The organism is Streptomyces changanensis (assembly GCF_024600715.1).
GTDB classification, from domain to species: domain Bacteria; phylum Actinomycetota; class Actinomycetes; order Streptomycetales; family Streptomycetaceae; genus Streptomyces; species Streptomyces changanensis.
Window position 1 is genome coordinate 4,175,816 of the sequence record NZ_CP102332.1, and the last position, 26,561, is coordinate 4,202,376.

Consider the following 26,561-nt stretch of genomic DNA (forward strand, 5'->3'; position numbering starts at 1 on the left):
CCGCCGCACCGCGCACGCCGCATGGTCAGAGCAGGAGCAGGACGGCCGCCCCCCACAGGACCGACGCCGCCGCGAGGAGCGGGCCGACCGGCATGCCCTGTTCGCCGGGGCCGGCCGCCTCCACCGGGCGCAGCTCGGGCCGGCGCAGCAGCGCGTACGCCTCCTCGGCGGCGCGCGGCCCGGCCGGTTCGCGGCCCGACCGCCGCTCCAGCCACGCCCAGCCGACGGGGGAGAGGGTCAGCTCGGTGGCCTCCTCGCGGGCGATGACGATGTCGCCGCCGCTGCGGTGGCGGACCGTCAGGACCCGGTCCCACGGCACGTGCCGCACCCGCCACGCCCCGGCGACCCACAGGCCGTCCCGGTCCGCGGTGAGGCGCCAGCCGAGCGCGGTCGACGCGGACGACACGACGAAGAACAGGCCGACCAGCGGGACCACCGACGTCCAGGTGAACTCGTCGTCGAGCAGCGCCCACACGCCGCCGCCCTGCACCAGGAGCAGGAAGACCCCGACCGCCCGGGACACGCCGTTCGCCCCCCAGACGCGGGGCGCCGTGGACGGCGCCAGCGTCGCGGCGACCTCGTCGACGGACCGGCCCCGCGGCAGCCGCTGCCCGCTCGCGGTGGGCCCGGGGCCCCCACCACCGAACGGGCCGGGCACGGCCGGCTTCACGGCGGTGACGCTGCACTCCACGGAGACCTCGGGGCTGTCCTCGTCGTCGCGGGCGGCGAAGACCAGTTCGGCGCCCGCGTACGGCAGCCCGTACAGCACGGCCTCGCGCAGCGGAGGCGGCGGGTCCTCGCCCTTGAGGATGGCGCCGACCTTGCGCAACTCCTCGACCAGGTCGTCCTCGCGCCCCCACGCGCCCTCGTCGTCGTCCTCCGGACCGCCCGCGCCGCCCCCTGCCCCGAACGGCGCGGCGCCCTCGTCCTCGTCCTCGACGGCGTACAGGGAGTGGAAGTGGAGCAGGGGCCGCTCGCCCGCGAGGTCGTCGGCGGCGTACACCCACGTCCTGCCGTCGTCGTGGCCCTCCCGCACCAGCACCCGCAGGACGGGCAGCGGACCGTGGTGCGCCCACCGCGAGCGGGTGCGCCCGTCGACCGCGTTGGCGAGGAAGGCGAACCCGCCGACCAGCGCGCCGAGCACGAGCAGCTCCCACCCGGCGATGTCGTACGGCTCGGCCACGAGCCGCACCCAGTCGCCGTCCACGAGGAGGTCGACCTCGCTGTCGACGGGGAAGTCCTCCGGGAACACGGCCTCGATGTCGTACGCGCGTTCCAGGGACGGCACCGACACGCGCAGTCCGTCCTCGTCCGACCGGACGACCGTCCCGGTCACGGGCGTGAGGCGCGCGGCCCGTTCCTCGTACGCGTCCGCGACCACCTGGCCCTGCCGGCAGCCGAAGGCCGCGACGGCCAGCAGCAGCGCGGCGACGTAGGTGGAGAGGCGCCCGCGGCGGAAGGTGAGCGCGGCGGCGGGGACCGGGTGCGCGGCGGGCCCGGCCGCCTCGCCGGCCAGCGCCCGCTGCCGGGCCGCGACGGACAGCCGGTGCAGCAGCCCGGCGGCGGCGAAGCCGGCCGCCACGACGAAGGCGAGCCACGGCGGCGTGCCGAGGGCCTGGGTGCCGCCGTCCGTGACGTGCCCGGCGAGCAGCAGCACCAGGCCCGCCAGCGCGAGCCGGGGTTGGCGCGCCACCCAGTACAGGGTGAGCAGCAGCAGCGCGGCGAAGCCCACGCCCAGCCAGTCCGCCCCGCAGGGGGACGCGGTGGTGCAGGGGGCCGCGGGGCCCGCCGCCACCTGCCACACGGTCCCGGCGACCAGGGCGAGGACGGCCCACAGGGGGTGCGCCCACGCGGCGGGCGAGGCGGTCAGCCAGCGGTGCGCGTCGGCCGAACGCCACTCGGCGGCACCGGGCGGTATGTGGTCGGCGGGGAGCGGTACGGGTGCGGTGGTCACCCGCGCATTATCGCGACGGCCCGGCGGAGGACCGCCGGTACCCGCCACCGGGCGGCGGCCGCCGGGCCCGGCGGCCGCCACGGGGCGGTGACGGGGGTGCGGCCGGCATCGGACGGCCCGCCGCCGGACGGCCCGCCGCCGGACGGCCCGCCACCGGACGGCGGCCGCCGGGCCCCGCACACGGGGCCGGGGTCAGAGGTTGTCGCCCCACCCGCCCTGGATCATGGTCTGGAACGCCCACGCGCCCCGCCGCCGCACGAGGACGTCCGCGTAGCGCAGCCGGCGGGTCGTGCCGCCCGCGGTCATGGTGGAGTCGGTGAAGACGACGGCCATGGCGGGCGACAGGAAGACCGGGGTGCGCGTCGACTCGAACGTGATGTCGTCGCCGCCGTCCCCCATCACGTGCGTCATCGTGGCGACGAACTGCTCCCGGTCCCACTGGGCGGACCGGCCGTCGCCCGCGCTGTCGTCGCTGACCAGGTTCAGCGGGAAGACCGCCAGGTCGGCCATGCCCTCCACGTCGCGCCGGGCGCTGCGCGCGTCGTACTCCGCGAACCAGGCGTCCAGGCTCGCGCGGTCCTCGGGTGTCGGGGCGTATCCGGTGTCGGGCAGGAAGGTCACGCGGTCTCCTCGGTGGGCGTCTCGCCCGTCTCGTCAAGTTTGACTACACGGACGGTATGCCCGGTCGGGCGGGCTAGTCAAACTTGATGAGAGGTGATCCCGGTCACTCTCACGCCCGTTCCGGACCGGCTCCCTCCCCCCGGCCCTGTGACACTTCCCCGCGGGCGCACGCAGGCTGAGGTATGGGGGGACACGATGCGGAACTCGGCGCCGCGGTCCGGCAGGCGCAGCACGGCGACGAGGCGGCCTTCGCCCGGGTGTACCGCCTGGTACAGCCGCAGCTCCTCACGTACGTGCGCGGCCTCGTCGGGGACGACGCCGAGGACGTGGCCGCGGAGGCGTGGCTGGAGATCGCCCGCGACCTCGGCCGGTTCCGCGGGGACGGCGGCGGCTTCCGCGGCTGGGCGGCGACGATCGCGCGCCACCGGGCCTTGGACCACCTGCGCCGGCAGCGCCGCCGACCGCGTACCGCCGCGCTCGACGAGGACGTGCTCGACCTCCCCGACGGCCGGGACACGGCCCTGGTCGCGCTGGAGTCCCTCGCCACGGGGGAGGCGCTCGCCCTCGTCCGCGAACTGCCCCGCGACCAGGCGGAGGCGGTGCTGTTACGGGTGGTGGTCGGCCTGGACGCCCCGGCGGCCGCGCGGTTGCTGGGCAAGCGCCCCGGCGCGGTGCGCACCGCCGCGCACCGGGGTCTCCGAAGGCTCGCGGGCCGGCTGCGGGAGGAGGCGGGGGCGGGGATGGCGCGGGAGGCGGAGGAACGGGCGCCCGGATCAGGCCAAGAGGCGGACGGGCGGGCCGGTCCGGAGGACGACCGGGGCCGCCACCCCCCACAGGAGAGGCCCCGGTCGCCGTCCGCGGGTCCGTAGGACGGCCCCGTACTCCTATCAGCGCCCGGGGTGCGTTTTCTGTCACACCACCCGCCGGCGTATGCCGTTGCATGTTGTACAAACATGGACGAGATACGGCAGGAGCACGTAGCGTGCTCCTGCGCGCTGGGCGGAGCGGCCCGGCTTTGCCGGCCGCGAGACGAACGGGTTGTGGAGTGCTGGGGGACGACGCGGAGCTGACCGCCGCAGTGCTCGCGGCGCAGGACGGGGACGAGGACGCCTTCCGTACTGTGTACCGCGCCGTGCACCCGCGGCTGCTCGGGTACATACGCACGCTCGTCGGCGAGGTGGACGCCGAGGACGTGGCCTCCGAGTCCTGGCTCCAGATCGCCCGCGACCTCGACCGTTTCAGCGGGGACGCCGACCGCTTCCGCGGATGGGCGGCGCGCATCGCCCGCAACCGCGCCCTCGACCACCTGCGCATGCGCGGCCGCCGCCCCGCGCAGGGCGGCGACGAGACGGAGCTGACGGACAAGCCCGCCGACGCCGACACGGCCGTCGAGGCCATGGAGGCGCTCGCCACCGGCCACACCATGGACCTGATCGCCCAGCTCCCGCAGGACCAGGCCGAGGCCGTGATCCTCCGGGTCGTCGTCGGCCTCGACGCCAAGAGCGCGGCCGAGGCCCTGGGCAAGCGCCCCGGCGCGGTCCGCACCGCCGCCCACCGGGGGCTGAAGCGGTTGGCCGAGCTGCTGGGGGCCGCCGACCCGACCGGCGTCGCGCTGAGCGCCGTACCGCCGCAGCCGGGCCCCCGGACGAGGACCGGCGCACGGGCCGCTGCCGTGCGCCGTGCAGTGACGCATTCGCGCTCGCGGACGCAGAAGGACATGTGATGGCCGACGAGCGGTATGAGTGGCTCGACCACGAGGCGGCGGAGCGACTGCTGCGTGGTGAGCCGGTCGACGCCGACGACGACTACACACGGTTGCAGGCCGAACGCCTCGCGGAGGCGCTGGAGTCGGCCCGGGCCGACGCGGCGCGCACCCGTACCGGCCCCGCGGGCGCGCTGCCCGGCGAGGAGGCGGCGCTCACGGCGTTCCGCGCGGCCAGGTCGACGCGCGTCGACGGCCGGGCGCCGGGCGCGGGCAGAGACCTGGGCGCCGTGCGCATCGGGGGCTCCCCCCGTCCCGCCGGCCGGGCCCGCGCCTGGACCCGCCCCGCCCGCTGGGGCCTGGCCGCCTCCGTCGCCGGACTGGCCGTCGGCGGCGTCGCCGTCGCCGCCGGCACGGGCGTCCTGCCCGACTTCGGCCGGGACGCCGCCCCCGTGCCGGCCGCCTCGGCGTCCGCGCCCATGGAGCTCGACGCGCCGGACGGCGTGGCCACCCCGCGCGGGTCGACCCGCCCGGTGACGCCGCCGCACCCGGACGGCCCGACGCCCCCCGGCGCGTCGCTCCCCGCCACCGGCGGCCCGGACGCGACGGCCGGCTCCGACGGGACCGCTGACAACGATGGCGCCGACCGCGGGCACGCCGACGACGAGTACTGGGCCGGTGGCGACAAGCGCGCCCCGGGCGGCGCCTGGCCCGACCGCACCACGCAGGCGTGCCGCGACTACCGCGACGGCCACCTCGACACGGCGCGGCGGCAGCAGCTGGAGCTGTCGGCGAAGGCCGACGGCGGGATCGAGCGCTTCTGCGACCAGGTCCTGTCCGGGCGCGTCTCCGGCGGCACCTCCATCGGCGCCACCGGCGCCACCGGCGACCCGGAGTCCGACGGCGGCGGCGGTGGCAGCGGCGGTACCGCCGGCGGCAAGCCGGGCGGTGGCGCGTCCGGCGGTACGACCTCGGGCGGCACGTCGTCGGGCGGCACGTCGTCGGGCGGGAGGACGTCCGTCGGCACCACCTCGGGCGGCAAGGCGTCCGGTGGCCAGGCTTCCGGTGGTCAGCCGTCCGGGGGCAAGGCGTCGGGCGGGAAGTCGTCGGGGGGCGCGGGCGGTTCCGCCTCGGCGGTCTCGTGGACCGTTCCCCTGACCTCCGCGCCCCGCGCCACCCTCTGACCCTCGCGCCCCATTCACCCCTCTGACCTGCGCTTTCACAGCAGTGCGGCCAAGGTGTGACACTTTTCGAGCCGGTGACGCAGTAATGAGTGAGCCGACTGGTCATCGGCGGCGCACGAGCCGGGGTTCCCCCCGTACCTACGGCTCAGCGCACATGGCGCGGGCGGGACACGTTCCCCCGGTCCCGCCCGCGCCCATCTCCACCGCCCGGCCCCCGCGCCGGGCCCGGGAGCTCCGGGAACCCGGCCGCCCGTCCTCGCGGCCCCCGCCGCCCGGTCCACCGGTACCCGGCCCACACGGCCCCCCGGCGCACACGCCCCCCGGCAGCCCGCCGCCGGACGGTCCCGCCGCCCGACGGCCCTGCGGACACCGGCGGGTCACCAGTGGACGACGACCTTGTCCCCCACCTTCACCTGCGAGAACACCGTCGCGAGCCGATCCTTGTCCCGGACGTTGACGCAGCCGTGCGAGCCGCCGTCGTAGCCGCGCGCCGCGAAGTCGGCGGAGTAGTGCACCGCCTGCCCGCCGCTGAAGAACATCGAGTACGGCATGTCGGAGTGGTAGAGCGTCGACTTCCACTCGACCTCCTTGCGGTCCACCTTGAAGGTGCCCTCCCGCGTGGGCGTGTTCACCGCGCCGAAGCGGACGTCCATCGCCGAGACGACCTTCCCGTCGACCATCCAGGCGAGGGTCCTGCTCTCCTTGCTGATGCAGAGCACCCGACCCGTCATGCAGCGCTGGTCCGGCGTGTCCACCTCGTTGGTGGTGGACGGCCGCAGCTCGTCGCCGGTCGGCTTCCGCGTCGCCGCGACCAGCGCTCGCCAGGTCGCCGCGTCCACCTCGCCGGTCGCCGTGAGGCCCTTCGTCCCCTGGAAGGCGGAGACGGCCTCGGCGGTCATGGCGCCGTAGAAGGCCGTGGGGCTGCGGTGGAAGTGGCCGAGCTGGCGCAGCCGCGCCTGCGCCTCGCGGACCTGCTCGTTCTCGGTGCCCTTGGCCAGCACGGCCGGTGAGGCGGACGTGGACGGCCCGTCACTGCCCGACGCGGACGGCGAGGCGGGCCCGGAGGACCCGGACGGCGAGGCCGACCCGGTCGGCGAGGAGGACGGCGCCCCCGAGGACTCCGCCGACGGCGAGGCCGTGCCCGGCGCCGACGCGGCGGGGGCCGGCGACCCGGTCGCCGGAGCGGCCGACGACCCGGCCGGCCCCGCCGCCTGGGCGGTGCAGCCCGCGGCCAGCGCCACCGCCACGGCGGCCAGCAGCCCTCTGCCTATCGCGGTCGAACGTCGGTACATGGTGGCCCCCCGGGTCTGGTTCGTGTGTACGTAGGGATCGTCGGCACCCGGCGGCGGTTGCCCCCCACCGGAGTGGTGTGACGATGCTGTGACGAAGGCCCCGGGGAATGCTGTGAGCAAGGTCCCAGCGTGCGGCCCTCCACCGGCCGCACGCCCGCCGCTACAGTCCGTCGCGAGGGTCGGTACCTGCGAGTAGGTCTATCGGAAGGCACAGCACATGGCGCGCGAGTCGGAGTCGGGACTGCCCATCGAGCCGGTGTACGGGCCGGACGCGCTGTCCGGCTGGGAGCCCGGCGAGAAGCTGGGCGAGCCGGGCTCGTACCCCTTCACGCGGGGCGTCTACCCGACGATGTACACGGGCCGCCCCTGGACCATGCGGCAGTACGCCGGCTTCGGCACCGCCGTCGAGTCCAACGCCCGCTACAAGCAGCTGATCGCCAACGGCACCATGGGCCTGTCCGTCGCCTTCGACCTGCCCACCCAGATGGGCCACGACTCGGACGCCGCCATCGCGCACGGCGAGGTCGGCAAGGTCGGCGTGGCGATCGACTCCGTCGACGACATGCGCGTCCTGTTCGGCGGGATCCCGCTGGACAAGGTCTCCACCTCGATGACGATCAACGCGCCCGCCGCGCTGCTGCTCCTGCTCTACCAACTCGTCGCGGAGGAGCAGGGCGTCAGCGCCGACAAGCTGACCGGCACCATCCAGAACGACGTGCTGAAGGAGTACATCGCCCGCGGCACGTACATCTTCCCGCCGAAGCCGTCCCTCCGGCTCATCGCCGACATCTTCAAGTACTGCAAGGCCGAGATCCCGAAGTGGAACACCATCTCGATCTCCGGCTACCACATGGCGGAGGCCGGTGCCTCGCCCGCGCAGGAGATCGCCTTCACCCTCGCCGACGGCATCGAGTACGTCCGCACGGCCGTGGCCGCGGGCATGGACGTCGACGACTTCGCGCCCCGCCTCTCCTTCTTCTTCGTCGCCCGCACGACGATCCTGGAGGAGGTCGCCAAGTTCCGCGCGGCCCGCCGCATCTGGGCCCGCGTCATGCGCGAGGAGTTCGGCGCGAAGAACCCCAAGTCGTGGATGCTGCGCTTCCACACCCAGACCGCGGGCGTCCAGCTCACCGCCCAGCAGCCCGAGGTCAACCTCGTCCGCGTCGCCGTGCAGGGCCTCGCCGCGGTCCTCGGCGGCACGCAGTCGCTGCACACCAACTCCTTCGACGAGGCCATCGCGCTCCCCACCGACAAGAGCGCCCGCCTGGCCCTGCGCACCCAGCAGGTCCTGGCGTACGAGACGGACGTCACCGCCACCGTCGACCCGTTCGCCGGGTCCTACGTGGTCGAGAAGATGACGGACGACGTGGAGGCCGCCGCCCTCGAACTCATGACGAAGGTCGAGGAGCTCGGCGGCGCCGTCAGCGCCATCGAACGCGGCTTCCAGAAGAACGAGATCGAGCGCTCCGCCTACCGCATCGCGCAGGAGACCGACAGCGGCGAGCGCGTCGTCGTCGGCGTCAACCGCTACACCCTCGACACGGAGGAGCCGTACGAGCCCCTGCGCGTCGACCCGGCCATCGAGGCCCAGCAGGCCGAGCGCCTCGCCAGGCTGCGGGCCGAGCGGGACCAGGCGGCGGTCGACGCGGCCCTCGCGGAGCTGAAGAAGGCCGCGGAGGGCAGCGACAACGTCCTGTACCCGATGAAGGACGCACTGAAGGCCCGGGCCACGGTCGGCGAGGTCTGCAACGCGCTGCGCGAGGTGTGGGGCACGTACGTCCCGACGGACGCGTTCTGAGCACCCCTCGCCCCCTCCGGTGATCCGGCGCGCTCGATCCGGCCTTGACCCTGACACCGTGTGAGGCCGTGTCGTAGGAGGCGTCATGTTCACCATCGGAGACTTCGCCAGGCACGGCCGGGTGTCGGTCCGGATGCTGCGCCACTACGACGCCGTCGGACTGCTGCGCCCCGCCCGTGTCGACCCGCACAGCGGCTACCGCTTCTACGGGGCCGGTCAGCTCGCCCGGCTCAACCGCGTCATCGCGCTCAAGGACCTCGGGTTCACCCTCGACCAGGTGCGGTCGATCCTCGACGAGGAGGTCGGGCCCGAGGAACTGCGCGGGATGCTGCGGCTGCGGCAGGCCGAGCTGGAGTCGGCCGTCAGCGAGGCGGCCGCGCGGCTGGCGCGGGTCGCGGCGAGGCTCCGAGCCATCGAGAGCGAGGGACACATGTCCACGCAGGACGTCGTCGTGAAGAGCGTGCCGGCAGCCCGGCTGGCCGAGCTGACCGGAGTCGCCGCGGGGTTCGGACCGGGCGAGATCGGCCCGGTCATCACCCCTCTGTACCAGGAGCTGTGCGCCCGGCTGGAAGCCGCCGGGGTCACCGCCTCCGGCCCGGGCATCGCCTACTACGAGGACGCCCCGGAGGGCGACGGCTCGATCGTCGTCCACGCGGGGATGACCGTTCCCGCGGGGGTCGTCGACGTACCGGGCGTCCGGATCGTCGACCTGCCCGGGCTCGAGCGGGCGGCGACGGTCGTCCACCGGGGGGCGATGGAGGAACTGCTGCCCACCATCCAGACCCTGGCGACCTGGGTCGACGCCAACGGCTACCGCTCGGTGGGGTACTCCCGCGAGCTGTACCTGGAGTGGTCGGAGGACCCGGCGGACTGGGTGACGGAGCTCCAGGAACCGGTCGAGCCGGTCGAGCAGGCCGCGCCGGTCGAGTAGGCGGGCCGCCGGGCCGCGGGGTGGTCGGGGGCCGGGACGGGCGGGCAGTCCGTGCCGGTCCCGCCCGGTCCGCCGGCCCCGGCCGGCCGCCTCGCGGCGCAACCGCCGGATCCACGGGCGGTCCTCGGCCGTGCGCACCCCGTCCGTGCGGCGCAGGATCCCCCTTCCGTACAGCCGCCGGTGGTGCGTCCCCGCCCAGGCGTACGGACAGTCCACCGACGTCGATCGGTCGGCGGGCAGGATGGCGTCGCGGGGCCCGCAGGACCTCGCCGCGCCGGCCCGCCGGGACGCGCCGCAGCACGCGCTCCCGGCCGGTGCACCGGACGTGGTCCGTGCGCACGAAGTCGCACCCCGACCGTTCGACGGCGGCCGGCGCCCGGGCGAGGCGCCCCGGCGCCGGCCAGCCGTCGCCGTCCAGGAAGGCGAGGTACGCGCCGCGCGCCGCGTCCAGCCCGGTGCTGCGGGCGGTCGCCAGGCCGGCGTCGGGTTCGTGCCGCAGCGGCACCGCGCCGGGCACCTCCCGCACGGCACGCCGCAGGACCTCCGGCGTGCCGTCGGTGGAGCAGCCGTCCACGGGGAGGAACGCGCAGTCCTCCCGGCATCGGTCCGGAGGTTTCGGAGGCTTCGGAGAGCGTCGGGCGCGTACCGCTGCACGCTGCAGAAGGGCACGACGACGGCCATGGCCCGGAGACGAGGCGCCGCACCCGGCATTCCTCACCACCGGGAAGAAGAGGCGTGGTGAACGCTCGGCGGCGGGGTGGTTGACCGGACGGCCGCCCGGCGCTGTTCACCCTTTGTTGCGGTCGCGTTGGGCCGCGCACCGGAAGGGATTCCTAACGTCCTCGACGTGCCTTCCCCCACGCACCGGATCGCGGTCGTCGCGGATTCCGGGTCCCCCGTCACCGGGTACGTGCTGCGCGGTCGCGCCACCCCGACCGCCCGGCAGCTCGCCGAGGCCGGGCAGGACACGCCCCGCGAGGTCACCGGCGCCGAGTTCCTGCGGGCCACCGGCCGCACGGTCGCCACCCTGGCCCGCCCTCACCCTCGGCGCGGTCTTCGTCGAGAGCGGCACACCACCCTCGACAGCGCGATGCGGGGGTCAGGCCTCCTCCGTCGAACCGCAGGGCCTCACCCGTCTCGTCCGGGACATCCGCACCATCGAGACGCCCTCGCCGACGGTGTGAAACGGGTGTACGAGTCCGAGCTCGCGCCCAGGAGGAAGCTCCGCAGGCTCCCGGCCCCCGCACGAGCCCCAAGAAGCACAGGAAACACAGGAAGCCCATGCATTCCACAGATCCCGTAAACCGCGTGCACCCCACAGGGCCGCCAAGCCCCCAGAGCCGCCCGAGCCCTCAAAGCCCCCCGAGCCCCCAAAGCCGCCCGAGCCACGCAAGCCGCCGGAACGTCGCCCTCGTCGAGAGTCCCGTCCAGGTCCTGAACGCCCTGGAGTGGGCGTGCGCGCGGGGCGGCGGCCCCGGCCGGCTCACCGTCGTCGTCCTCCCACCGACCGACCCCATGTCCCGCGGCCAGCTCCGCCGCATGGCGGGGATCGCCCGGGACGAGGACGCCACCGTCCGCTGGCAGGAGGCCCGCGGGCACCGCGGCGGCCTGCCCCGCACCCTGCGGGAGCTCGCGCCGCTGCTGCGCCACGCGGACCGGGTCCTCGTCGGCGACCCCTTCTCCCGCTACGTGCAGCTGCTGCTGGGCCTCTTCCGGCCGCGCCGCGTCACCATCGTCGACGACGGCACGGCCACCATGGAGTACGCGGCCCAGCTGGTCAGCGGCGAGCGGCTGGCGCGCTGGCACCGCGGCGGCGTCCGCTCCCCGCGCGAGCTGGCCCTCGCCCCGGTCGGCGCGCTCGCCCGGCGCCGGCTGTCGCCCGGCCGCCGGCGCGCCCTGGAGATCTTCAGCGCCCTGCCGGTCGAGGCGCCCGACGGCGCCGAGGTCAGCCGCAACGCCTTCGCCTGGACCCGGGCCCGCTACGGCCCGCCCCGGATCACCGGCGGTGCCGACCTGGTCGGCACGTCGCTCGTGGAGACCGGCGTGGTCGACCCCGACCGGTACGTGGACGCCGTCGCCGCCCTGGCCGCGGCGCACGGCGTCACCCGCTACTTCGCCCACCACCGGGAGGACGTCACCAAGCTGCACCGCATCGCCACCGCGACCGGCCTGGAGGTGGTCCGCTCCGAGCTGCCACTGGAGATGACCGCGCGGCGCGGCCCGATCGGGCGTACGGTGGTGAGCTTCCCCTCGACCGTCGTGCACACCCTCCCGACGGCCCTCGCGGGCAGCGGTGTGACGATCACGGTGTGCGACGTGGCCCCGGAGTGGCTGCGCGCGAGCGCCCCGCCCCGGGCGCGCGGTTTCCTGGCCGCGGTGGCCGAGACGGCGCGCACCGCGCACGGGCTGACGCTCACCGGAGCGTGAACGAGTGTTAACGGCGGAGAGTCAGGGTACCCGAAAAGCCCAAGACAACCCCCAAATCGCGTGAGCTTACCCACTTCGAACCCGACTCAAGCCCGGTCAGCGTGGTTTCTTTCCCCTATCGGGCTGAAGTTTTGTAGATCACACGTCAGTTGAGGGGTAAAGACGCCTACCCTTTGATGGGTGAACAAGTTGATGTCCCGCGATCCCGAAGCCGACGTTCCCGGCGAAACGCCCCTCCTCGGTACGCTGCCGGAGTCACTCCGTACCGAGCTGATCGCTTTCCGCCGGGATTTGCACATGCACCCGGAGCTGGGCAACCAGGAGTTTCGCACCACCGCGGCGCTCAAGGCCCGGCTGGAGGCCGCCGGCCTCCGCCCCCGGGTCCTGCCCAGCGGCACCGGGCTCACCTGCGACATCGGCACGTGGGACGGGCACCGCGCCATGCTCGCGATCCGCGCGGACATCGACGCCCTGCCCATCCCGGACACCAAGGTGGACTGCGCCTACCGCTCCACCGTCCCCGACCGCGCGCACGCCTGCGGCCACGACGTCCACACCACCACGGTGCTGGGCGCCGGCCTCGTCCTCGCCGACCTGCACCGCCAGGGCCTGCTGCCGCGCCCGGTCCGCCTCCTCTTCCAGCCCGCCGAGGAGGTCCTGCCCGGCGGAGCCGTGGAGGCCGTCGAGGCGGGCGTCCTGGACGGCGTCGGCCGGATCATCGCGGTCCACTGCGACCCGCGCGTCGACGCCGGCCGGATCGGCCTGCGCGTCGGCCCCATCACCTCGGCGTGCGACCGCCTGGAGGTCACCCTCGACGGCCCCGGCGGCCACACCGCCCGCCCGCACCTGACGACGGACATGGTCACCGCCGTGGCCCGGGTCGCGACGGACGTCCCCGCGCTGCTCGCCCGCCGCGTGGACGCCCGTTCCGGCCTGGTCCTGACCTGGGGCCGCATCGAGGCCGGCCACGCGCCGAACGTCATCCCCCAGCACGCCGAGCTGGGCGGCACGGTCCGCTGCCTCGACCTGGAGGCGTGGCGCGGCGCCCCGGACCAGGTGTACGCCGCGATCGACGAGGTCGCGACCCTGCACGGCGCCAAGTCCCAGATCAACTACGTACGCGGGGTGCCGCCCGTGGTGAACGACCCGGTCATCGCCGAGCTCCTGCGCGAGGCCATGGAGCGCCGCTGCGGCCCGTACTCCGTGGAGGACACCGAGCAGTCCCTCGGCGGCGAGGACTTCTCCTGGTACCTGGAGCACGTCCCCGGCGCGATGGCCCGCCTCGGCGTCCGGCGCCCCGGCGACCCGGCCCGCCATGACCTGCACCGCGGCGACTTCGACGTCGACGAGGCCGCGATCAAGGTCGGTGTGGAGCTGTTCACCGCCGCGGCCCTGATCGACGCGGGCGCCGCCTGACACCTCCCACCCCCGGCCCCCGCCCGACGGGGGGCCGGGCCCCCACCCGCGCCGGGTCCCTCGCGTGGGGCCCCGGTGCACGCGCACCGACCGTGCACCACCCGCACCGACTCCGCGCGTCCCCGCAGCGTCACCCCCCGCCCCGCCGCTTCCCTCCCCACGCGGCCCGGCCGCCCGGAGAGCGGTACTCCCTGCCTCGGCGGCCCGCCCCTCGATCGGCCCGCGCCCCGGCCCCCTCGATCGCCCCCGGCCCGGCTGCCCGAGAGCGGTACTCCCCGCCCCGACGGTCCGCCCTCCGAACGCGGCGCCGGCGGCCCGCCCCTCCGAACGCCGCCCCCGGAACGCCCCGCGCCCCGGCGGCCCGCCCCCCCCGAGCCCCTCGACCGCCGCCGTCCCCGCACCCCCGAACTCCCCACCCGAGAGTCCCCGAACTCCCCGGCCGTGGCCGAAAGACCACCCCCGCCAACCCGGCGCGCCCGCGTACCGGGCCCCCTCCGCCATCCGGCCGCACCGCCGCCCCCTCCCGGGTGTTCCGGGCGGACCCCGCGTGCACGGGTCGACACGCTGAGGCAGCCTCTTACTCGGTGCGGGCGGCCGGGAGGCGGCCTGCGGGCAGCCTGTACGCGACGAATCGATAACGGCTTCCGTACAGGGCTTTATTAGACATCTACGCGCGTTACGATCGCCCGCGAAACCAGCGCCGGAAGAGGCGCTTCGGTAGGTCGAAGGAGCCCCCCTTGCGCCGGATCACCAGGATCGCCACCGCGGGTATCGCGTCCGCGGCCCTCGCCCTCAGTGTCACCGCCTGTGGTGGAGACAAGAAGTCGGACGCCGGTGCCGACTCGAAGGGCGGCACGGCCGCCATCGCGTACGACATCGGTGGTCGCGGCGACCAGTCGTTCAACGACGCCGCCTACGCCGGTCTCGCCAAGGCCGAGAAGGACTTCGGCGTCAAGGGCACGGAGGCCGAGCCCAGCGAGGGCGAGGGCGACCCGGACAAGGTCCAGCGCCTCACCTCCCTCGCCCGCGCCGGCAACAACCCGGTGATCGGCGTGGGCTTCGCGTACGCGCCCGCCATCGCCGAGGTCGCGCCGAAGTTCCCGAACACCACGTTCGGCCTCATCGACGACACGTCGAAGACCGGCAAGAACATCGCCAACCTGGTCTTCAACGAGGAGCAGGGCTCCTACCTGGCCGGCGTCGCCGCCGCCAAGGTGACCAAGTCCAACACCGTCGGCTTCATCGGCGGCGTCGAGACCCCGCTCATCAAGAAGTTCGAGGCGGGCTTCGTCCAGGGCGTCAAGGACACCAACAAGAACGTCAACGTCAAGGTCCAGTACCTGACGCAGCCGCCGGACTTCGGTGGCTTCTCCAAGCCCGACCTGGGCAAGGCCGCCGCGCAGGGCCAGATCGACGCGGGCGCCGACGTGGTCTACGCCGCCGCCGGCCTCGCCGGCTCCGGCTCCATCGAGGCCGCGGCGAAGGCGAAGAAGTGGGCCATCGGCGTCGACTCGGACCAGTACAACCAGTCCGGCCTCGCCGCGTACAAGGAGTACATCCTCACCTCGGTGACCAAGGACGTCTCCGGCTCGGTCTACAACCTGATCAAGTCCGTCAAGGACGGCAAGCCGCAGAGCGGTGAGATCCGCTACGGCCTGGACAAGGACGGCGTGGGCCTGGCCCGCTCCAACCCGGCCTTCACCAAGATGACCGACGTCATGACCGCGGTGGACCAGGCCAAGGCCGGCATCACCGCCGGCAAGATCAAGGTCAAGACCGCTCCGTAACCCGCAGCCACGGGGCCGGGGCCCCGACCCGGGGGTCCGGAGGACGGTGCACCACACCGTTCTCCGGACCCCGGGTCACGTCCTGGCCATGGGTTTTGGCATTAGGGATCGCTACGCGCGTAGAAAACTCTCCGGCGCGATAACTTCGGCCACACCGAGCCCCCACCGTGCCCAGCGTGCCCGCCCGTCCCCCGCTTCTTCGCTCCTTTCTCGCCAAGGAGAGTGCGTCATCAACGCGTCCAGCCCCCCCGCCGTCGAACTGCGCGGCATCACCAAGCGCTTCCCCGGTGTCGTCGCCAACCACGACATCCACCTCACCGTCCGCAAGGGCACGGTCCACGCCCTCTGCGGTGAGAACGGCGCCGGCAAGTCGACCCTCATGAAGATCCTCTACGGCATGCAGAAGCCGGACGAGGGCACGATCACCATCGACGGCCGAGACGTCACCTTCAGCAGCCCGGCCGACGCCATCGCCACCGGCATCGGCATGGTCCACCAGCACTTCATGCTGGCGGACAACCTCACCGTCCTGGAGAACGTCGTCCTCGGCGGCGAGAAGCTGTACGGCATCGGCGCCAAGGCCCGCGACAAGATCAAGGAGATCTCCGACGCGTACGGGCTGAACATCCGCCCGGACGTGCTCGTCGAGCACCTCGGCGTCGCCGACCGCCAGCGCGTGGAGATCCTCAAGGTCCTCTACCGCGGCGCCCGCACGCTCATCCTGGACGAGCCGACCGCCGTGCTCGTGCCCCAGGAGGTCGAGGCGCTCTTCGACAACCTGCGGGAGCTCAAGGCCGAGGGCCTCACCGTCATCTTCATCTCCCACAAGCTGGGCGAGGTGCTGTCCGTCGCCGACGACATCACCGTCATCCGGCGCGGTACGACCGTCGGCACCGCCGACCCGAGGACGACCACCACCAAGCAGCTCGCCGAGCTGATGGTCGGCGCCGAGCTGCCCTCCCCGGAGACCCGCGAGTCCACGGTCACCGACGTCCCGATGCTCACGGTCGAAAACCTGCGGCTCGCCCAGACCGACCCCGACGGCGTCGTCCGCGAGGTCCTCGGCGGGATCGGGTTCACCATCCACAAGGGCGAGGTCATGGGCATCGCTGGCGTGGAGGGCAACGGCCAGACCGAGCTGATCGAAGCCCTCATGGGCATGCGCGACCCCGACGGCGGCGTCATCACCCTCGACGGCGCAGACATCTCCCACGCCCCGACGCGCAGGCGCCGGGAGGGCGGCATCGGCTACATCCCCGAGGACCGGCACCGCCACGGCCTGCTGCTGGAGTCCCCGCTGTGGGAGAACCGCATCCTCGGTCACGTCACCGAGGCCCCCAACAGCAAGCGCGGCGTCCTCGACCTGAAGGCCGCGCGCCAGGACACCGAGCGGATCGTGCGCGAGTACGACGTGCGCACCCCCGGCATCGAGGTCACCGCGGCCTCCCTGTCCGGCGGCAACCAGCAGAAGCTGATCGTCGGCCGCGAGATGAGCCACCAGCCGAAGCTGCTGATCGCCGCCCACCCCACCCGCGGTGTGGACGTGGGCGCGCAGGCGCAGATCTGGGACCAGATCCGGGAGGCCCGGCGGGAGGGCCTCGCGGTACTGCTGATCTCCGCCGACCTGGACGAGCTGATCGGGCTCTCCGACACCCTGCGGGTGATGTACCGCGGCCGCCTGGTCGCGGACGCCGACCCCGCCACGATCACCCCCGAGGAGCTGGGCTCTGCCATGACGGGCGCCGCCACCGGTCACCTCGAGCACAACCACGACGCGGACGGTGAGGGCCGATGAAGAAGTTCGACAAGGACAAGGTGCTGCTGGGTCTGGCGGGCCCGGCGCTCGCCCTGGCCGTGGCCTTCGTCCTGACCTCGATCGTGCTGCTGGCCTCGGGCCGCGACCCGATCCAGCCGTACGTCCTGATGATGGAGACCGCGGAGTTCCCGGACGTCCAGGTCCTCATCATCAACCAGACCGGCACGTACTACCTGGCAGCCCTGGCCGTCGCCATCGGCTTCCGGATGAACCTGTTCAACATCGGCGTCGACGGCCAGTACCGCCTCGCGGCGATGCTCGCCGCCGTCGTCGGTGCCTCCGTCGAGCTGCCCGGGCCGCTGCACCTGCTGCTGATCGTGCTCGTCGCCGTGCTCGTCGGCGCCTTCTGGGCCGGCATCGCCGGCTTCCTGAAGACCACCCGCGGGGTCAGCGAGGTCGTCTCCACGATCATGCTGAACGCCATCGCGACCAGCCTGATCGCCTGGATGATCCTGCCGGCCAACCTCGGCGTCCAGCCCCCCGGCTCGAACGACCTCACCACCGGTGTGATCGCCGAGTCCGGCTGGCTGACCGGCCTCGCCGTCGAGGGCGGCAACATCTACGGCTTCACCTTCGTCGCGTTCGCCCTCGGCGTCGTCTACTGGTTCGTCCTCAACCGCACCCGCTTCGGCTTCGACCTGCGCGCCACGGGCGCCAGCTCGACCGCCGCGCAGGCGAGCGGCGTCGACGCCAAGAAGATGGTCCTCACCGCGATGCTGCTCTCCGGCGGCGTCGCCGGTCTGACCGGCCTGCCGCTGCTGCTCGGCCAGACCCACACGTACAGCCTGAGCTTCCCCGCCGGCGTCGGCTTCGTGGGCATCACCGTCGCCCTGCTCGGGCGCAACAGCCCGATCGGCATCTTCTTCGCCGCCCTGCTCATCTCCTTCCTGGAGAAGGCGTCCGGATCGGTGATCGACGCGGACTTCGAGAAGGAGATCGCCACGATCATGCAGGGCCTCATCGTGATCTCGGTCGTCGTGTCGTACGAGGTCGTCCGGCAGTACGGGCTCCGCCGGCAGCAGCAGAAGGTCGGCGAGGAACTTGCCGCCCAGGCCCGCAAGAACAAGGAGGACGTGGCGGCATGAGCGAGATCGAATCCACGAGCACGGTGACCGCCGCGGGCGCCACCGCGCCGGCCAAGGGCGGGGGGCGCCGCAAGCTGACCCTGCCGGTCATCCTGCTGTTCGTCGCGGGCGGTCTGCTCCTGTTCTCGCTGGTCCGCGCGGTCAGCGGCGCCGACGACCTGACCTCCGTGGGCCAGGTGTCCGGCGCCCTCCAGCTCGCCGTGCCGATCGGCCTCGCCGGACTCGGCGGCCTGTGGGCCGAGCGGGCCGGCGTGGTCAACATCGGCCTCGAGGGCATGATGATCCTCGGCACCTGGTTCGGTGCCTGGGCCGGTTACCAGTGGGGCCCGTGGACCGGTGTGGCCGTCGGCATCCTCGGCGGCGCGCTGGGCGGCCTGATCCACGCGATCATGACCGTCACGTTCAACGTCAACCACATCGTCTCCGGTGTGGCCATCACCATCCTGGCGACCGGCGCCACCCGCTACCTGTCGAACTTCACGTTCGCCGAGGCCCCGGGCGGCTCCTCCAAGCAGTCCCCGCGCGTCGAGGGCATCGACCGCATCACCGTCCCGGGGTTGTCGGACTGGCTCGGCGACCTCCAGGAGAAGCACTGGTTCTTCGTCTCGGACCTGGCGGGCCTGCTCGGCGGCCTGGTCACGAACCTGTCCGTGCTCACCGTCGTCGCCCTGCTCCTCGTCCCCGGCACCTGGTGGGTCCTGTGGCGCACCGGCTTCGGCCTGCGGCTGCGCTCCTGCGGTGAGAACCCGGTCGCGGCCGAGTCCCTGGGCGTGAACGTCTACAAGTACAAGTACATCGCGGTCCTCGTCTCCGGCGCCCTCGCCGGCCTCGGCGGCGCCTTCCTCGCGATCGTCTCCACCGGCATCTACCAGGAGGGCCAGACCGGCGGCCGCGGTTACATCGGCCTCGCCGCGATGATCTTCGGCAACTGGATGCCCGGCGGCCTCGCCCTCGGCGCCGGCCTCTTCGGCTTCACCGACAGCCTCAAGCTGCGCGGCGGCGCCGAGAACGTCCACGCGATGCTGCTCCTGCTGGCGATCCTGCTGGTCTTCGCGTGCGCCTGGACCCTGTACAAGAAGAAGTACACGGCCGCGGTGGTCTCCGCCGTCTTCTCCGCCGTGCTGTTCCTCTGGTACTCCGCCACCGACATCCTGCCCAGCCAGTTCGTCGACGCGGCGCCCTACGTCACCACCCTGCTGGTACTGGCGTTGTCGGCGCAGCGGTTGAGGATGCCCAAGGCGAACGGCATGCCGTACAAGAAGGGCCAGGGCAAGTGACCCCGGCCGGGCGGTCGTCCTTCGACTGGGAGACCCTGCGCGCCGCCGCCCGGGACGCCATGTCCCGCGCGTACGCGCCGTACTCGGGCTACCCGGTCGGGGCGGCCGCCGTGGTCGACGACGGCCGCACGGTCACCGGCTGCAACGTCGAGAACGCCTCGTACGGCATCGGCCTGTGCGCCGAGTGCGGGCTCGTCTCCCAGCTCCAGGTCACGGGCGGCGGCCGGCTCACGCACTTCGCGTGCGTGGACGGGCGCGGCGAGACGCTCGTGCCCTGCGGGCGCTGCCGGCAGCTCCTCTTCGAGTTCGGCGGCGGCGAGCTGCTGGTGGACACCCCCGACGGGATCCGCACGCTGGACGAGATGCTGCCGCAGGCGTTCGGCCCGAAGCACCTCACCTGACCGACGCGGCCCTTCCGCCCCCGGGGTGGAAGGGCCGCGCCGCTTTACCATCTCTATGCGCGTAGACACCGCGTTTCGCCCCGCTGGAAGGAACACTGAGCCCATGGACGCGATTTCCGTCATCCGCACGAAGCGGGACCGAGGCGAGCTGACCCCCGAGCAGATCGACTGGGTCATCGACGCGTACACGCGCGGCGAGGTCGCCGACGAGCAGATGTCCGCCCTCGCCATGGCGATCCTGCTCAACGGCATGAACCGCTCGGAGATCGCCCGCTGGACCGCCGCGATGATCGCCTCCGGCGAGCGGATGGACTTCTCCTCCCTCTCCCGCCCCACGGCGGACAAGCACTCCACCGGCGGCGTCGGCGACAAGATCACCCTGCCGCTCGCCCCGCTCGTCGCCGCGTGCGGCGCCGCCGTGCCGCAGCTGTCGGGCCGCGGCCTCGGCCACACCGGCGGCACCCTCGACAAGCTGGAGTCCATCCCCGGCTGGCGCGCGCTGCTCTCCAACGAGGAGATGCTGCACGTCCTCGACACCACCGGCGCCGTGATCTGCGCGGCCGGTGACGGGCTGGCCCCGGCCGACAAGAAGCTGTACGCGCTGCGCGACGTCACCGGCACGGTCGAGGCGATCCCGCTGATCGCCTCCTCGATCATGTCGAAGAAGATCGCCGAGGGCACCGGTTCGCTGGTCCTCGACGTGAAGGTCGGCTCCGGCGCCTTCATGAAGACCATCGAGGACGCCCGCGAGCTGGCCTCCACCATGGTGGGCCTGGGCACCGACCACGGCGTGAGGACCGTCGCCCTCCTCACCGACATGTCGACCCCGCTCGGCCTGACCGCGGGCAACGCCCTGGAGGTCCGCGAGTCCGTCGAGGTCCTCGCCGGCGGCGGCCCCGCCGACGTCGTGGAGCTCACCGTCGCGCTCGCCCGCGAGATGCTCGACGCGGCCGGCATCAAGGACGCCGACCCGGCGAAGGCCCTCGCCGACGGCTCCGCCATGGACGTGTGGCGCCGCATGATCGCCGCGCAGGGCGGCGACCCGGACGCCACCCTCCCGGTCGCCCGCGAGCAGCACGTCGTCACGGCCCCGTCGTCCGGCGTGCTCACCCGCCTCGACGCGTACGGTGTCGGCGTCGCCGCCTGGCGCCTCGGCGCGGGCCGCGCCCGCAAGGAGGACCCCGTGCAGGCCGGCGCGGGCGTCGAACTGCACGCCAAACCGGGCGACACGGTCACGGCGGGCCAGCCGCTGATGACGCTGCACACGGACACCCCGGAGAAGTTCGACTACGCCCTGAAGTCCCTGGACGGCACCTACGACGTCGCCCCGGCGGGCACGTCGTACGAGCCGACCCCGGTCGTCCTGGAGCGCATCGCCTGACCCCTCGCCCGTACGGCCTAACGGGACCGATGGACCTCCGTCGGTCCCGTTCGGCATGCTGGGATCGGTGACGCACCGAATTTGAGGAGACCGCCATGAGCGCACTCGCCATCGAGCCGGAGCCCCCCTGTGGCGACGGCTGGGACGAGCTCGTCCGTATCTGGGAGGCGACGGACGCGCCCGAGGGGTGCAAGGTGGAGATCATCGAAGGGGTCGTCACCGTGACACCTGGGCCTGCCAACAGCCACAACGACACTGCCGACTTGGTCCAACGCCGTTTGTACGGGGTGATCCCAGAGGATTGGGGAATCTACCAAACGCAGACCGTGGCCATCCCCTCGCGACAGGGGATGTTCATTCCCGACCTGCTTGTGGCGCCCCGGGCGGCCCTGAAGGAGCACGGCCACTATGTCCCCCTCGCCGTCGCCGAACTGATCGTCGAGATCACGTCGAGATCGAACGCGAACCACGACCGTGTCGAGAAGCTCCACGGCTACGCCACGGCGGGCGTGCCGCTCTACCTGCTGCTCGACAGCTGGCACTCGGGTCGCCCCACCGCGACCCTGTACGGAGAGCCGAGGAACGGCATGTACCGCGTGCTCGACACCGTCAAGTACGGCGAGGAGCTGCGGCTCCCCGCCCCCTTCGACCTCGTCCTCGACACCGGCGAGTTCCCCGGCGCCTGACGGCTGCCACCATTGGTACCGGCCGCCCTGCCGGGGGCCGGCGGCCCGCCGTGCCGCGTACCGATGAGTTCCGGGGCGCGCACGGGTCTCCCCCCGTGTGGACGCCACCGATCCGAAAGTCTTCCACGTCGCCGGCCCCGTCGAGCCGGCCGACGTCCCGCGCCTCTGCGAGGAGCTGAGCGCGCTGCTCCGCGAGGGCACGGCCGCCGGCGGCGAGGTCGTCTGCGAGGTCGGCGGGGTGGGCCGGCCGGGCCTCGCCACCGTCGACGCGCTGGCCCGGCTGCACCTGACCGCCCGGCGCCTCGGCCACCGGATGGCCGTGCGCGGCGCCGGGCCCGACCTGCGGCTGCTGCTGGAACTGGTCGGTCTGGCCGGGATTCTCAGCCCTCCAGCCGGTCCGGCAGGTCGAAGAGGGGGAACCAGCGCTTCACGTCCAGGAACGACGTGATCCCCGAGACCTTCCCGTCCACGATCTCGATGACCATGAGCGCCCACGGACTGAACCCGCCCTCCGGGTCCGGGTGGTAGTGGGCGAACGCCGGCGTGCCGTTGGCCACCACCGGCACCAGGCGCGAGCCCCGGCACACCTCACCGACGCCGAGCATCCAGCCGACGATGTCGTCGTGGCCGCGCAGCCACAGGTCGTAGGGCGGCATGGAGAGCGTCGCGTCCTCGTGGAGCAGCGCCGTCAGCGCCGCCATGTCGTACGCCTCGAAGGCCGCCACGTACCGGTCGAGGAGGCCGCGCTGCTCCTCGTCGAGCGGGTCCGCCGCGTCCGTCCGCGCCGGGTCGGACGCGGCGAGGGTGGCCCGCGCGCGCTGGAGCGCGCTGTTCACCGAGGCGACCGAGGTGTCCAGGAGCTCCGCGACCTCGCTCGCCTTCCAGGCGAGCACCTCGCGCAGGATGAGCACCGCCCGCTGCTTCGCCGGCAGGTGCTGGAGCGCCGCAACGAACGCCAGGCGCACGGACTCGCGGGCGAGCGCCGCCTCCGCCGGGTCGGCGCTCTGGGGGAGCACCCGCCCGTCGGGCACCGGCTCCAGCCAGGTGACCTCGGGACGGGCCGTGAGCTGGGCCTGGGCGACGGGCGTGGCCGCCGTCAGGTCCATGGGGCGGGCGCGGCGGTTGCCCGCGTTGAGCGCGTCCAGGCAGACGTTCGTCGCGATGCGGTAGAGCCAGGAGCGCAGCGACGAGCGGCCCTCGAACCGGTCGATGCTCCGCCACGCGCGGACCATCGTGTCCTGTACGGCGTCCTCCGCCTCGAAGGCCGAACCGAGCATCCGGTAGCAGTAACCGGTCAGCTCCGTCCGGTACTCCTCCAGCCGGGTCTCCGGATCCTCCGGAGCCGCCACGTCCGCCATCGCGTCCACCCCTGTCGCGCCGCTGTCACCGCCGTCCCTCCGGAAGTTACCGGAGGGCACTGACAACGCGGACCGGATCGCGCGTTCACGTGCCGGGCTTGCGCCCGTACACGAACACGTCGTCGCCGTTCTTCAGCAGGTTCCAGTATGCCTTCGCGTCGTTGGGCCGCATGTTGACGCAGCCCCCGGAACCCGGCGGGTTCCACATCGACTTGGTCGTCGAGTGGAACGCCTGCCCGCCGTCGAAGAACTGCGAGTACGGCATCCACACCTTGTAGAGGGTCGACCAGTGGTTGAGCGTGCGCTGGTAGACCTTCTTCGCGCCGGTGCGCGTCTCGGCGCCGTCACGGCCCGTGCGGACCGGCACCGGCCCGTACACGAGCTTCGACCCGTCCTGGACCCAGCTGAGCTGCCTGGTCAGGTCGACGCAGGCGATGCGGCCCTTGTTGACCGGGCACTTGCCCGCCTTGTTCGGCGTCTTCCCCGCGGCCCGCTGCTGCAGCATCGTGTCCATGGTCCGCCAGGTCAGCGGCCCCGCGTAACCGGCGCTCGGCGTGATGCCGTGCGTCTGCTGGAACGAGCGGATCGCCTGGCAGTCACCCGTGGACTGCTTGCCGTCCACGGTCCTGCCGAGGAACTTCTCCACCTGCTTCTGGTACGGTCCCGTCCCCGCCGTGCACGCCGTGGCCGCGTGCGCGGAACCCGCGCCCACGGTCAGTGCCAGCGGCACGACGAGCCCGGTGGCGCCGAGCACCACTCCGGTGCGCCGCCGCCATGCCCCGCCCTTGACCCCCATAGCCACTCCCCTTGCCTCCGATGAGGTTGTCGTACCCGTAGGACGCTCGTGACCGCCTCGCGGTTGTACCGAAAATGCGCGCGATGCGTCCTCGTGACCCACCCGTCCGCGCGAAGGGGTCAGCGCGTTCCGCCGGCCGCGACGAGCACGCTCCGCTCCGGTGCCGGCCGGGGGCCGACGCGCCGCGCCGCCACCCGCGCCCGGTGCGTGCCGTACAGGGTGAGGGAGACGACGCCGAGGACCGCGACCAGCCCGAGCAGGACCGTGCCGCCCCAACCGGCCCGGTGGTAGGCGACGGCGCCGAGGGTGCCGCCGACGCTGCTGCCGAGGTAGTACGCCGACTGGTACAGGGCGGACGCCTGGGCGCGGCCGGTGGTCGCGGCCCGGCTCACCGACGACGAGGCGACGGCGTGGCCGGCGAAGAACCCCGCGGTGATCAGGACGAGCCCGCCCAGCACGGCGGTCAGCGACCCGGACAGCGACAGCAGCAGACCGGCCGCCGTCGTGGCGACGGCCAGGTACAGCGCCCCGCGCCGCCCCATGCGGCCGACGAGCCGCCCGGCCGCGGCCGAGGCGGCCGTGCCCACCAGGTACACGAGGAACACCGAACCGACGACGCCCTGCGGCAGCGAGAAGGGGGCCTCCACGAGCCGGTAGCCGATGACCGTGTACACCGCGCCGAACACCGTCATGAACAGCGCGCCGATGGCGTACAGCCGCATCAGCAGCGGGTCCGACAGGTGCGTGCGCACCGTGCGCGCCAGGGCGCGCGGGTCGAGGGTGCCCGGCCGGAAGTGGCGGGCGGGGGGAAGCAGCAGCCGGTACGCCACCGCGCACACCACCGCCAGCACGCCGACGGCGGCCAGCCCGGCCCGCCAGCCCCACAGCTGTGCGGTCCAGCCGGTCACGATCCGCCCGCTCATGCCGCCGACGCTGTTGCCCGCGACGAACAGCCCGATCGCACCGACCAGCGCCTTCGGACGCACCTCCTCCGCCAAGTACGCCATCGCCGACGCCGGCACCCCGGCCAGCGCCGCGCCCTGCACGGCGCGCAGCGCGACCAGCCACTCCAGGTCCGGCGCGAACGGCACCAGCAGTCCCACGGCGGAGGCGACCACGAGGGAGGCCGTCATCAGGGCCCGCCGCCCGAACCGCTCCGACAGCGCGCTGAGCGGCAGGACGCACAGGGCGAGCGCGCCCGTCGCGGCGGAGACGGTCCAGCTGGCGGCCGACGCGGAGACCGCGAAGTCGGCGGAGACGGCGGGCAGCAGGGCCTGCGTCGAGTAGAGGAGGGCGAACGTCGCGACGCCGGCGGCGAAGAGGGCGAGGCTCATGCGGCGGTGGCCGGGTCGTCCGGGGGCGAGGCGCGTGTCGGCGTCCACGGGAGCCGTGGACGCCTCGGTACTGGCGGGAGACATGCCTCGACCGTACGGAGACGGCCGTTCATGCGTCCAATGCACGGAACGGCTTTAATCGTTCCCATGGTGCATGAGTACAGGCCACAGCCACGGCTGTCACTGAACAGTAACGAAGAAGAAATGGGCCTGCTGCTTGCCCCTCGCCTGGCGTACTTCGCGGCGGTCGCCCGCCACGAGCACGTGACCCGGGCGGCGCGGGAGACCGGAGTGCCGCAGTCGACCCTGTCGCGCGCGATGGCGCGGCTGGAGGAGGACCTCGGCGTCACGCTCTTCGCGCGCCGGGGCCGCGCGCTGTCCCTGACCCCGGCGGGCCGCACGTTCCTCCTCTCCGTGCAGCGGGCCCTCGGCGAGGTGGAGCGGGCCGCGGAGGCGGTGCGCGCGGACGTCGACCCGACGGCGGGGCGCGTCGCGTTCGGCTTCCTGCACACGATGGGCTCGGAGACCGTCCCGGGCCTGCTGCGGGCGTTCCGCGTCGACCACCCGAAGGTCCGCTTCACCCTCGTGCAGAACTACGGCGAGGCGATGCTCGAACGCCTGCGCGCCGGTGAGCTCGACCTGTGCCTGACCTCCCCGGTGCCGGACGCCCCCGACCTGGTCGCCCGGCGGCTGGACGAGCAGCGGCTGCGGCTCGTCGTACCGGACGACCACCGGCTGGCCGGCCGCAAGCGCGTCCGCCTGGCGGAGGCGGCCGACGAGGCGTTCGTGACCCTCGAACCGGGGTACGGGCTGCGCCGCATCACCGACGACCTGTGCGCGGAGGCCGGGTTCCGGCCGCGCGTGGCGTTCGAGGGCGAGGAGGCGGAGACCCTGCGGGGCCTCGTCGCGGCCGGCCTCGGCGTCGCGCTGCTCCCGCCGCCGGCCGTGCGGCGCCCGGGGGTCGTCGAACTGACGGTGACGGCACCGCGCGCGGCCCGCGAGATCGGCGTCGCCTGGCAGGCGGGCCGCCCGGACACGCCCCCGGTGGCGGCGTTCAAGCGGTTCCTCCTGTCCCGCCGCGGCAAGCTCCTCGGCGAGGCGGAGCACTAGGGGGTCGCGCCGGTCAGGTCGGGCGCGCGGCGCCGGCACTCCCCGACGCGACCTGGTCGACAAGGCACCCGCGGGGGCCACCGAGGACCGGGTCCGGCCTGCATCGGGCGGCGGGGCCGGGTACCCGACGGGCACGACGCACCACGACGAGAACCACTCCGTGGACCGCGTGGACCCCGTAGACCCCGTGGACCACCGCGCCGGC

General features: G+C 73.6%; 23 protein-coding genes and 1 pseudogene. 17 read left to right on the plus strand and 7 right to left on the minus strand.

Annotated elements, in window-relative coordinates:
* Positions 1 to 25: 25 nt before the first annotated feature.
* Both NRO40_RS18650 and NRO40_RS18655 read right to left on the minus strand, forming a co-directional pair.
* Positions 26 to 1,954 carry a hypothetical protein gene (locus NRO40_RS18650; RefSeq protein WP_079047337.1) on the minus strand — a complete coding sequence of 643 codons (1,929 nt, stop codon included), beginning with the start codon at positions 1,952 to 1,954 and terminating at the stop codon, positions 26 to 28.
* A 192-nt stretch (positions 1,955 to 2,146) separates the two neighbouring features.
* Positions 2,147 to 2,575, minus strand: a complete 429-nt coding sequence (locus NRO40_RS18655) for a DUF4440 domain-containing protein (RefSeq protein WP_058944062.1) — start codon at positions 2,573 to 2,575, stop codon at positions 2,147 to 2,149.
* Positions 2,576 to 2,757: 182 nt separating this feature from the next.
* Here NRO40_RS18655 and NRO40_RS18660 point away from each other — a divergent pair, with 182 nt between their 5' ends.
* From NRO40_RS18660 to NRO40_RS18670, 3 genes are all read left to right on the plus strand, one after another.
* Complete coding sequence (locus tag NRO40_RS18660) at positions 2,758 to 3,444, plus strand: RNA polymerase sigma factor (protein WP_079047338.1); 687 nt, start codon at positions 2,758 to 2,760, stop codon at positions 3,442 to 3,444.
* 176 nt (positions 3,445 to 3,620) lie between these two features.
* Positions 3,621 to 4,298 carry an RNA polymerase sigma factor gene (locus NRO40_RS18665; protein WP_058944063.1) on the plus strand — a complete coding sequence of 226 codons (678 nt, stop codon included), beginning with the start codon at positions 3,621 to 3,623 and terminating at the stop codon, positions 4,296 to 4,298.
* Positions 4,298 to 5,461, plus strand: coding sequence for a hypothetical protein (locus tag NRO40_RS18670; RefSeq protein WP_058944064.1), 1,164 nt, complete (start codon positions 4,298 to 4,300; stop codon positions 5,459 to 5,461). Before NRO40_RS18665 ends, NRO40_RS18670 begins: the two co-directional genes overlap by 1 nt.
* 377 nt (positions 5,462 to 5,838) lie before the next feature.
* Here NRO40_RS18670 and NRO40_RS18675 read toward each other — a convergent pair whose 3' ends face one another.
* Positions 5,839 to 6,462: a L,D-transpeptidase family protein gene (locus NRO40_RS18675; protein ID WP_306674877.1), complete on the minus strand. Its 624-nt coding sequence runs from the start codon at positions 6,460 to 6,462 to the stop codon at positions 5,839 to 5,841.
* Between NRO40_RS18675 and NRO40_RS30600 the strand changes: the two genes are divergently transcribed.
* From NRO40_RS30600 to NRO40_RS18685, 3 genes are all read left to right on the plus strand, one after another.
* The gene (locus NRO40_RS30600; RefSeq protein ID WP_306674878.1) at positions 6,452 to 6,787 is read left to right on the plus strand and encodes a hypothetical protein; all 336 of its coding nucleotides are present in this window, start codon (positions 6,452 to 6,454) and stop codon (positions 6,785 to 6,787) included. The genes NRO40_RS18675 and NRO40_RS30600 overlap by 11 nt on opposite strands.
* 183 nt (positions 6,788 to 6,970) lie before the next feature.
* Positions 6,971 to 8,551, plus strand: coding sequence for an acyl-CoA mutase large subunit family protein (locus NRO40_RS18680; protein ID WP_058944066.1), 1,581 nt, complete (start codon positions 6,971 to 6,973; stop codon positions 8,549 to 8,551).
* An 85-nt stretch (positions 8,552 to 8,636) separates the two neighbouring features.
* A complete protein-coding gene (locus NRO40_RS18685) occupies positions 8,637 to 9,482 on the plus strand; it encodes a MerR family transcriptional regulator (protein ID WP_058944067.1) in 846 nt (281 codons plus the stop codon).
* An 87-nt stretch (positions 9,483 to 9,569) separates the two neighbouring features.
* Here the strand turns inward: NRO40_RS18685 and NRO40_RS18690 are convergent.
* Positions 9,570 to 10,193 (minus strand): annotated as a pseudogene (locus NRO40_RS18690) (glycosyltransferase family 2 protein); the annotation flags it as partial.
* 570 nt (positions 10,194 to 10,763) lie between these two features.
* Here NRO40_RS18690 and NRO40_RS18700 point away from each other — a divergent pair.
* The 10 genes from NRO40_RS18700 (at position 10,764) to NRO40_RS18745 (ending at position 22,206) form a co-directional block, all read left to right on the plus strand.
* Positions 10,764 to 11,909, plus strand: coding sequence for a P-loop NTPase family protein (locus tag NRO40_RS18700; RefSeq protein ID WP_232791193.1), 1,146 nt, complete (start codon positions 10,764 to 10,766; stop codon positions 11,907 to 11,909).
* A gap of 192 nt (positions 11,910 to 12,101) precedes the next feature.
* Positions 12,102 to 13,325: an amidohydrolase gene (locus NRO40_RS18705; protein WP_058944068.1), complete on the plus strand. Its 1,224-nt coding sequence runs from the start codon at positions 12,102 to 12,104 to the stop codon at positions 13,323 to 13,325.
* Between the two features lie 737 nt (positions 13,326 to 14,062).
* Entirely contained in the window at positions 14,063 to 15,112 is a 1,050-nt protein-coding gene (locus NRO40_RS18710; protein WP_058944069.1) for a BMP family lipoprotein, read from the plus strand.
* Positions 15,113 to 15,200: 88 nt separating this feature from the next.
* Positions 15,201 to 16,907 (plus strand): ABC transporter ATP-binding protein, encoded by a 1,707-nt coding sequence (locus NRO40_RS18715; RefSeq protein WP_232791192.1) that lies wholly within the window; start codon positions 15,201 to 15,203, stop codon positions 16,905 to 16,907.
* The gene (locus NRO40_RS18720) at positions 16,904 to 18,013 is read left to right on the plus strand and encodes an ABC transporter permease (protein WP_058944071.1); all 1,110 of its coding nucleotides are present in this window, start codon (positions 16,904 to 16,906) and stop codon (positions 18,011 to 18,013) included. The genes NRO40_RS18715 and NRO40_RS18720 overlap by 4 nt, the downstream gene beginning before the upstream one ends.
* A complete protein-coding gene (locus tag NRO40_RS18725) occupies positions 18,010 to 19,290 on the plus strand; it encodes an ABC transporter permease (RefSeq protein ID WP_058944072.1) in 1,281 nt (426 codons plus the stop codon). The genes NRO40_RS18720 and NRO40_RS18725 overlap by 4 nt, the downstream gene beginning before the upstream one ends.
* Complete coding sequence (locus NRO40_RS18730; protein WP_058944073.1) at positions 19,287 to 19,691, plus strand: cytidine deaminase; 405 nt, start codon at positions 19,287 to 19,289, stop codon at positions 19,689 to 19,691. The genes NRO40_RS18725 and NRO40_RS18730 overlap by 4 nt, the downstream gene beginning before the upstream one ends.
* Before the next feature lie 103 nt (positions 19,692 to 19,794).
* Positions 19,795 to 21,072 carry a thymidine phosphorylase gene (locus NRO40_RS18735; RefSeq protein WP_058944074.1) on the plus strand — a complete coding sequence of 426 codons (1,278 nt, stop codon included), beginning with the start codon at positions 19,795 to 19,797 and terminating at the stop codon, positions 21,070 to 21,072.
* A gap of 95 nt (positions 21,073 to 21,167) precedes the next feature.
* Positions 21,168 to 21,758 carry a Uma2 family endonuclease gene (locus tag NRO40_RS18740; protein WP_058944075.1) on the plus strand — a complete coding sequence of 197 codons (591 nt, stop codon included), beginning with the start codon at positions 21,168 to 21,170 and terminating at the stop codon, positions 21,756 to 21,758.
* Between the two features lie 97 nt (positions 21,759 to 21,855).
* The gene (locus NRO40_RS18745) at positions 21,856 to 22,206 is read left to right on the plus strand and encodes an STAS domain-containing protein (protein WP_058944076.1); all 351 of its coding nucleotides are present in this window, start codon (positions 21,856 to 21,858) and stop codon (positions 22,204 to 22,206) included.
* Here the strand turns inward: NRO40_RS18745 and NRO40_RS18750 are convergent.
* From NRO40_RS18750 to NRO40_RS18760, 3 genes are all read right to left on the minus strand, one after another.
* The gene (locus NRO40_RS18750) at positions 22,139 to 23,116 is read right to left on the minus strand and encodes a sigma-70 family RNA polymerase sigma factor (protein WP_058944090.1); all 978 of its coding nucleotides are present in this window, start codon (positions 23,114 to 23,116) and stop codon (positions 22,139 to 22,141) included. The genes NRO40_RS18745 and NRO40_RS18750 overlap by 68 nt on opposite strands.
* An 85-nt stretch (positions 23,117 to 23,201) precedes the next feature.
* The gene (locus tag NRO40_RS18755; RefSeq protein WP_058944077.1) at positions 23,202 to 23,912 is read right to left on the minus strand and encodes a L,D-transpeptidase family protein; all 711 of its coding nucleotides are present in this window, start codon (positions 23,910 to 23,912) and stop codon (positions 23,202 to 23,204) included.
* A 119-nt stretch (positions 23,913 to 24,031) separates the two neighbouring features.
* The gene (locus NRO40_RS18760) at positions 24,032 to 25,330 is read right to left on the minus strand and encodes an MFS transporter (RefSeq protein ID WP_058944078.1); all 1,299 of its coding nucleotides are present in this window, start codon (positions 25,328 to 25,330) and stop codon (positions 24,032 to 24,034) included.
* Between the two features lie 63 nt (positions 25,331 to 25,393).
* Here NRO40_RS18760 and NRO40_RS18765 point away from each other — a divergent pair, with 63 nt between their 5' ends.
* Complete coding sequence (locus tag NRO40_RS18765; RefSeq protein ID WP_079047340.1) at positions 25,394 to 26,356, plus strand: LysR family transcriptional regulator; 963 nt, start codon at positions 25,394 to 25,396, stop codon at positions 26,354 to 26,356.
* Positions 26,357 to 26,561: the final 205 nt, after the last annotated feature.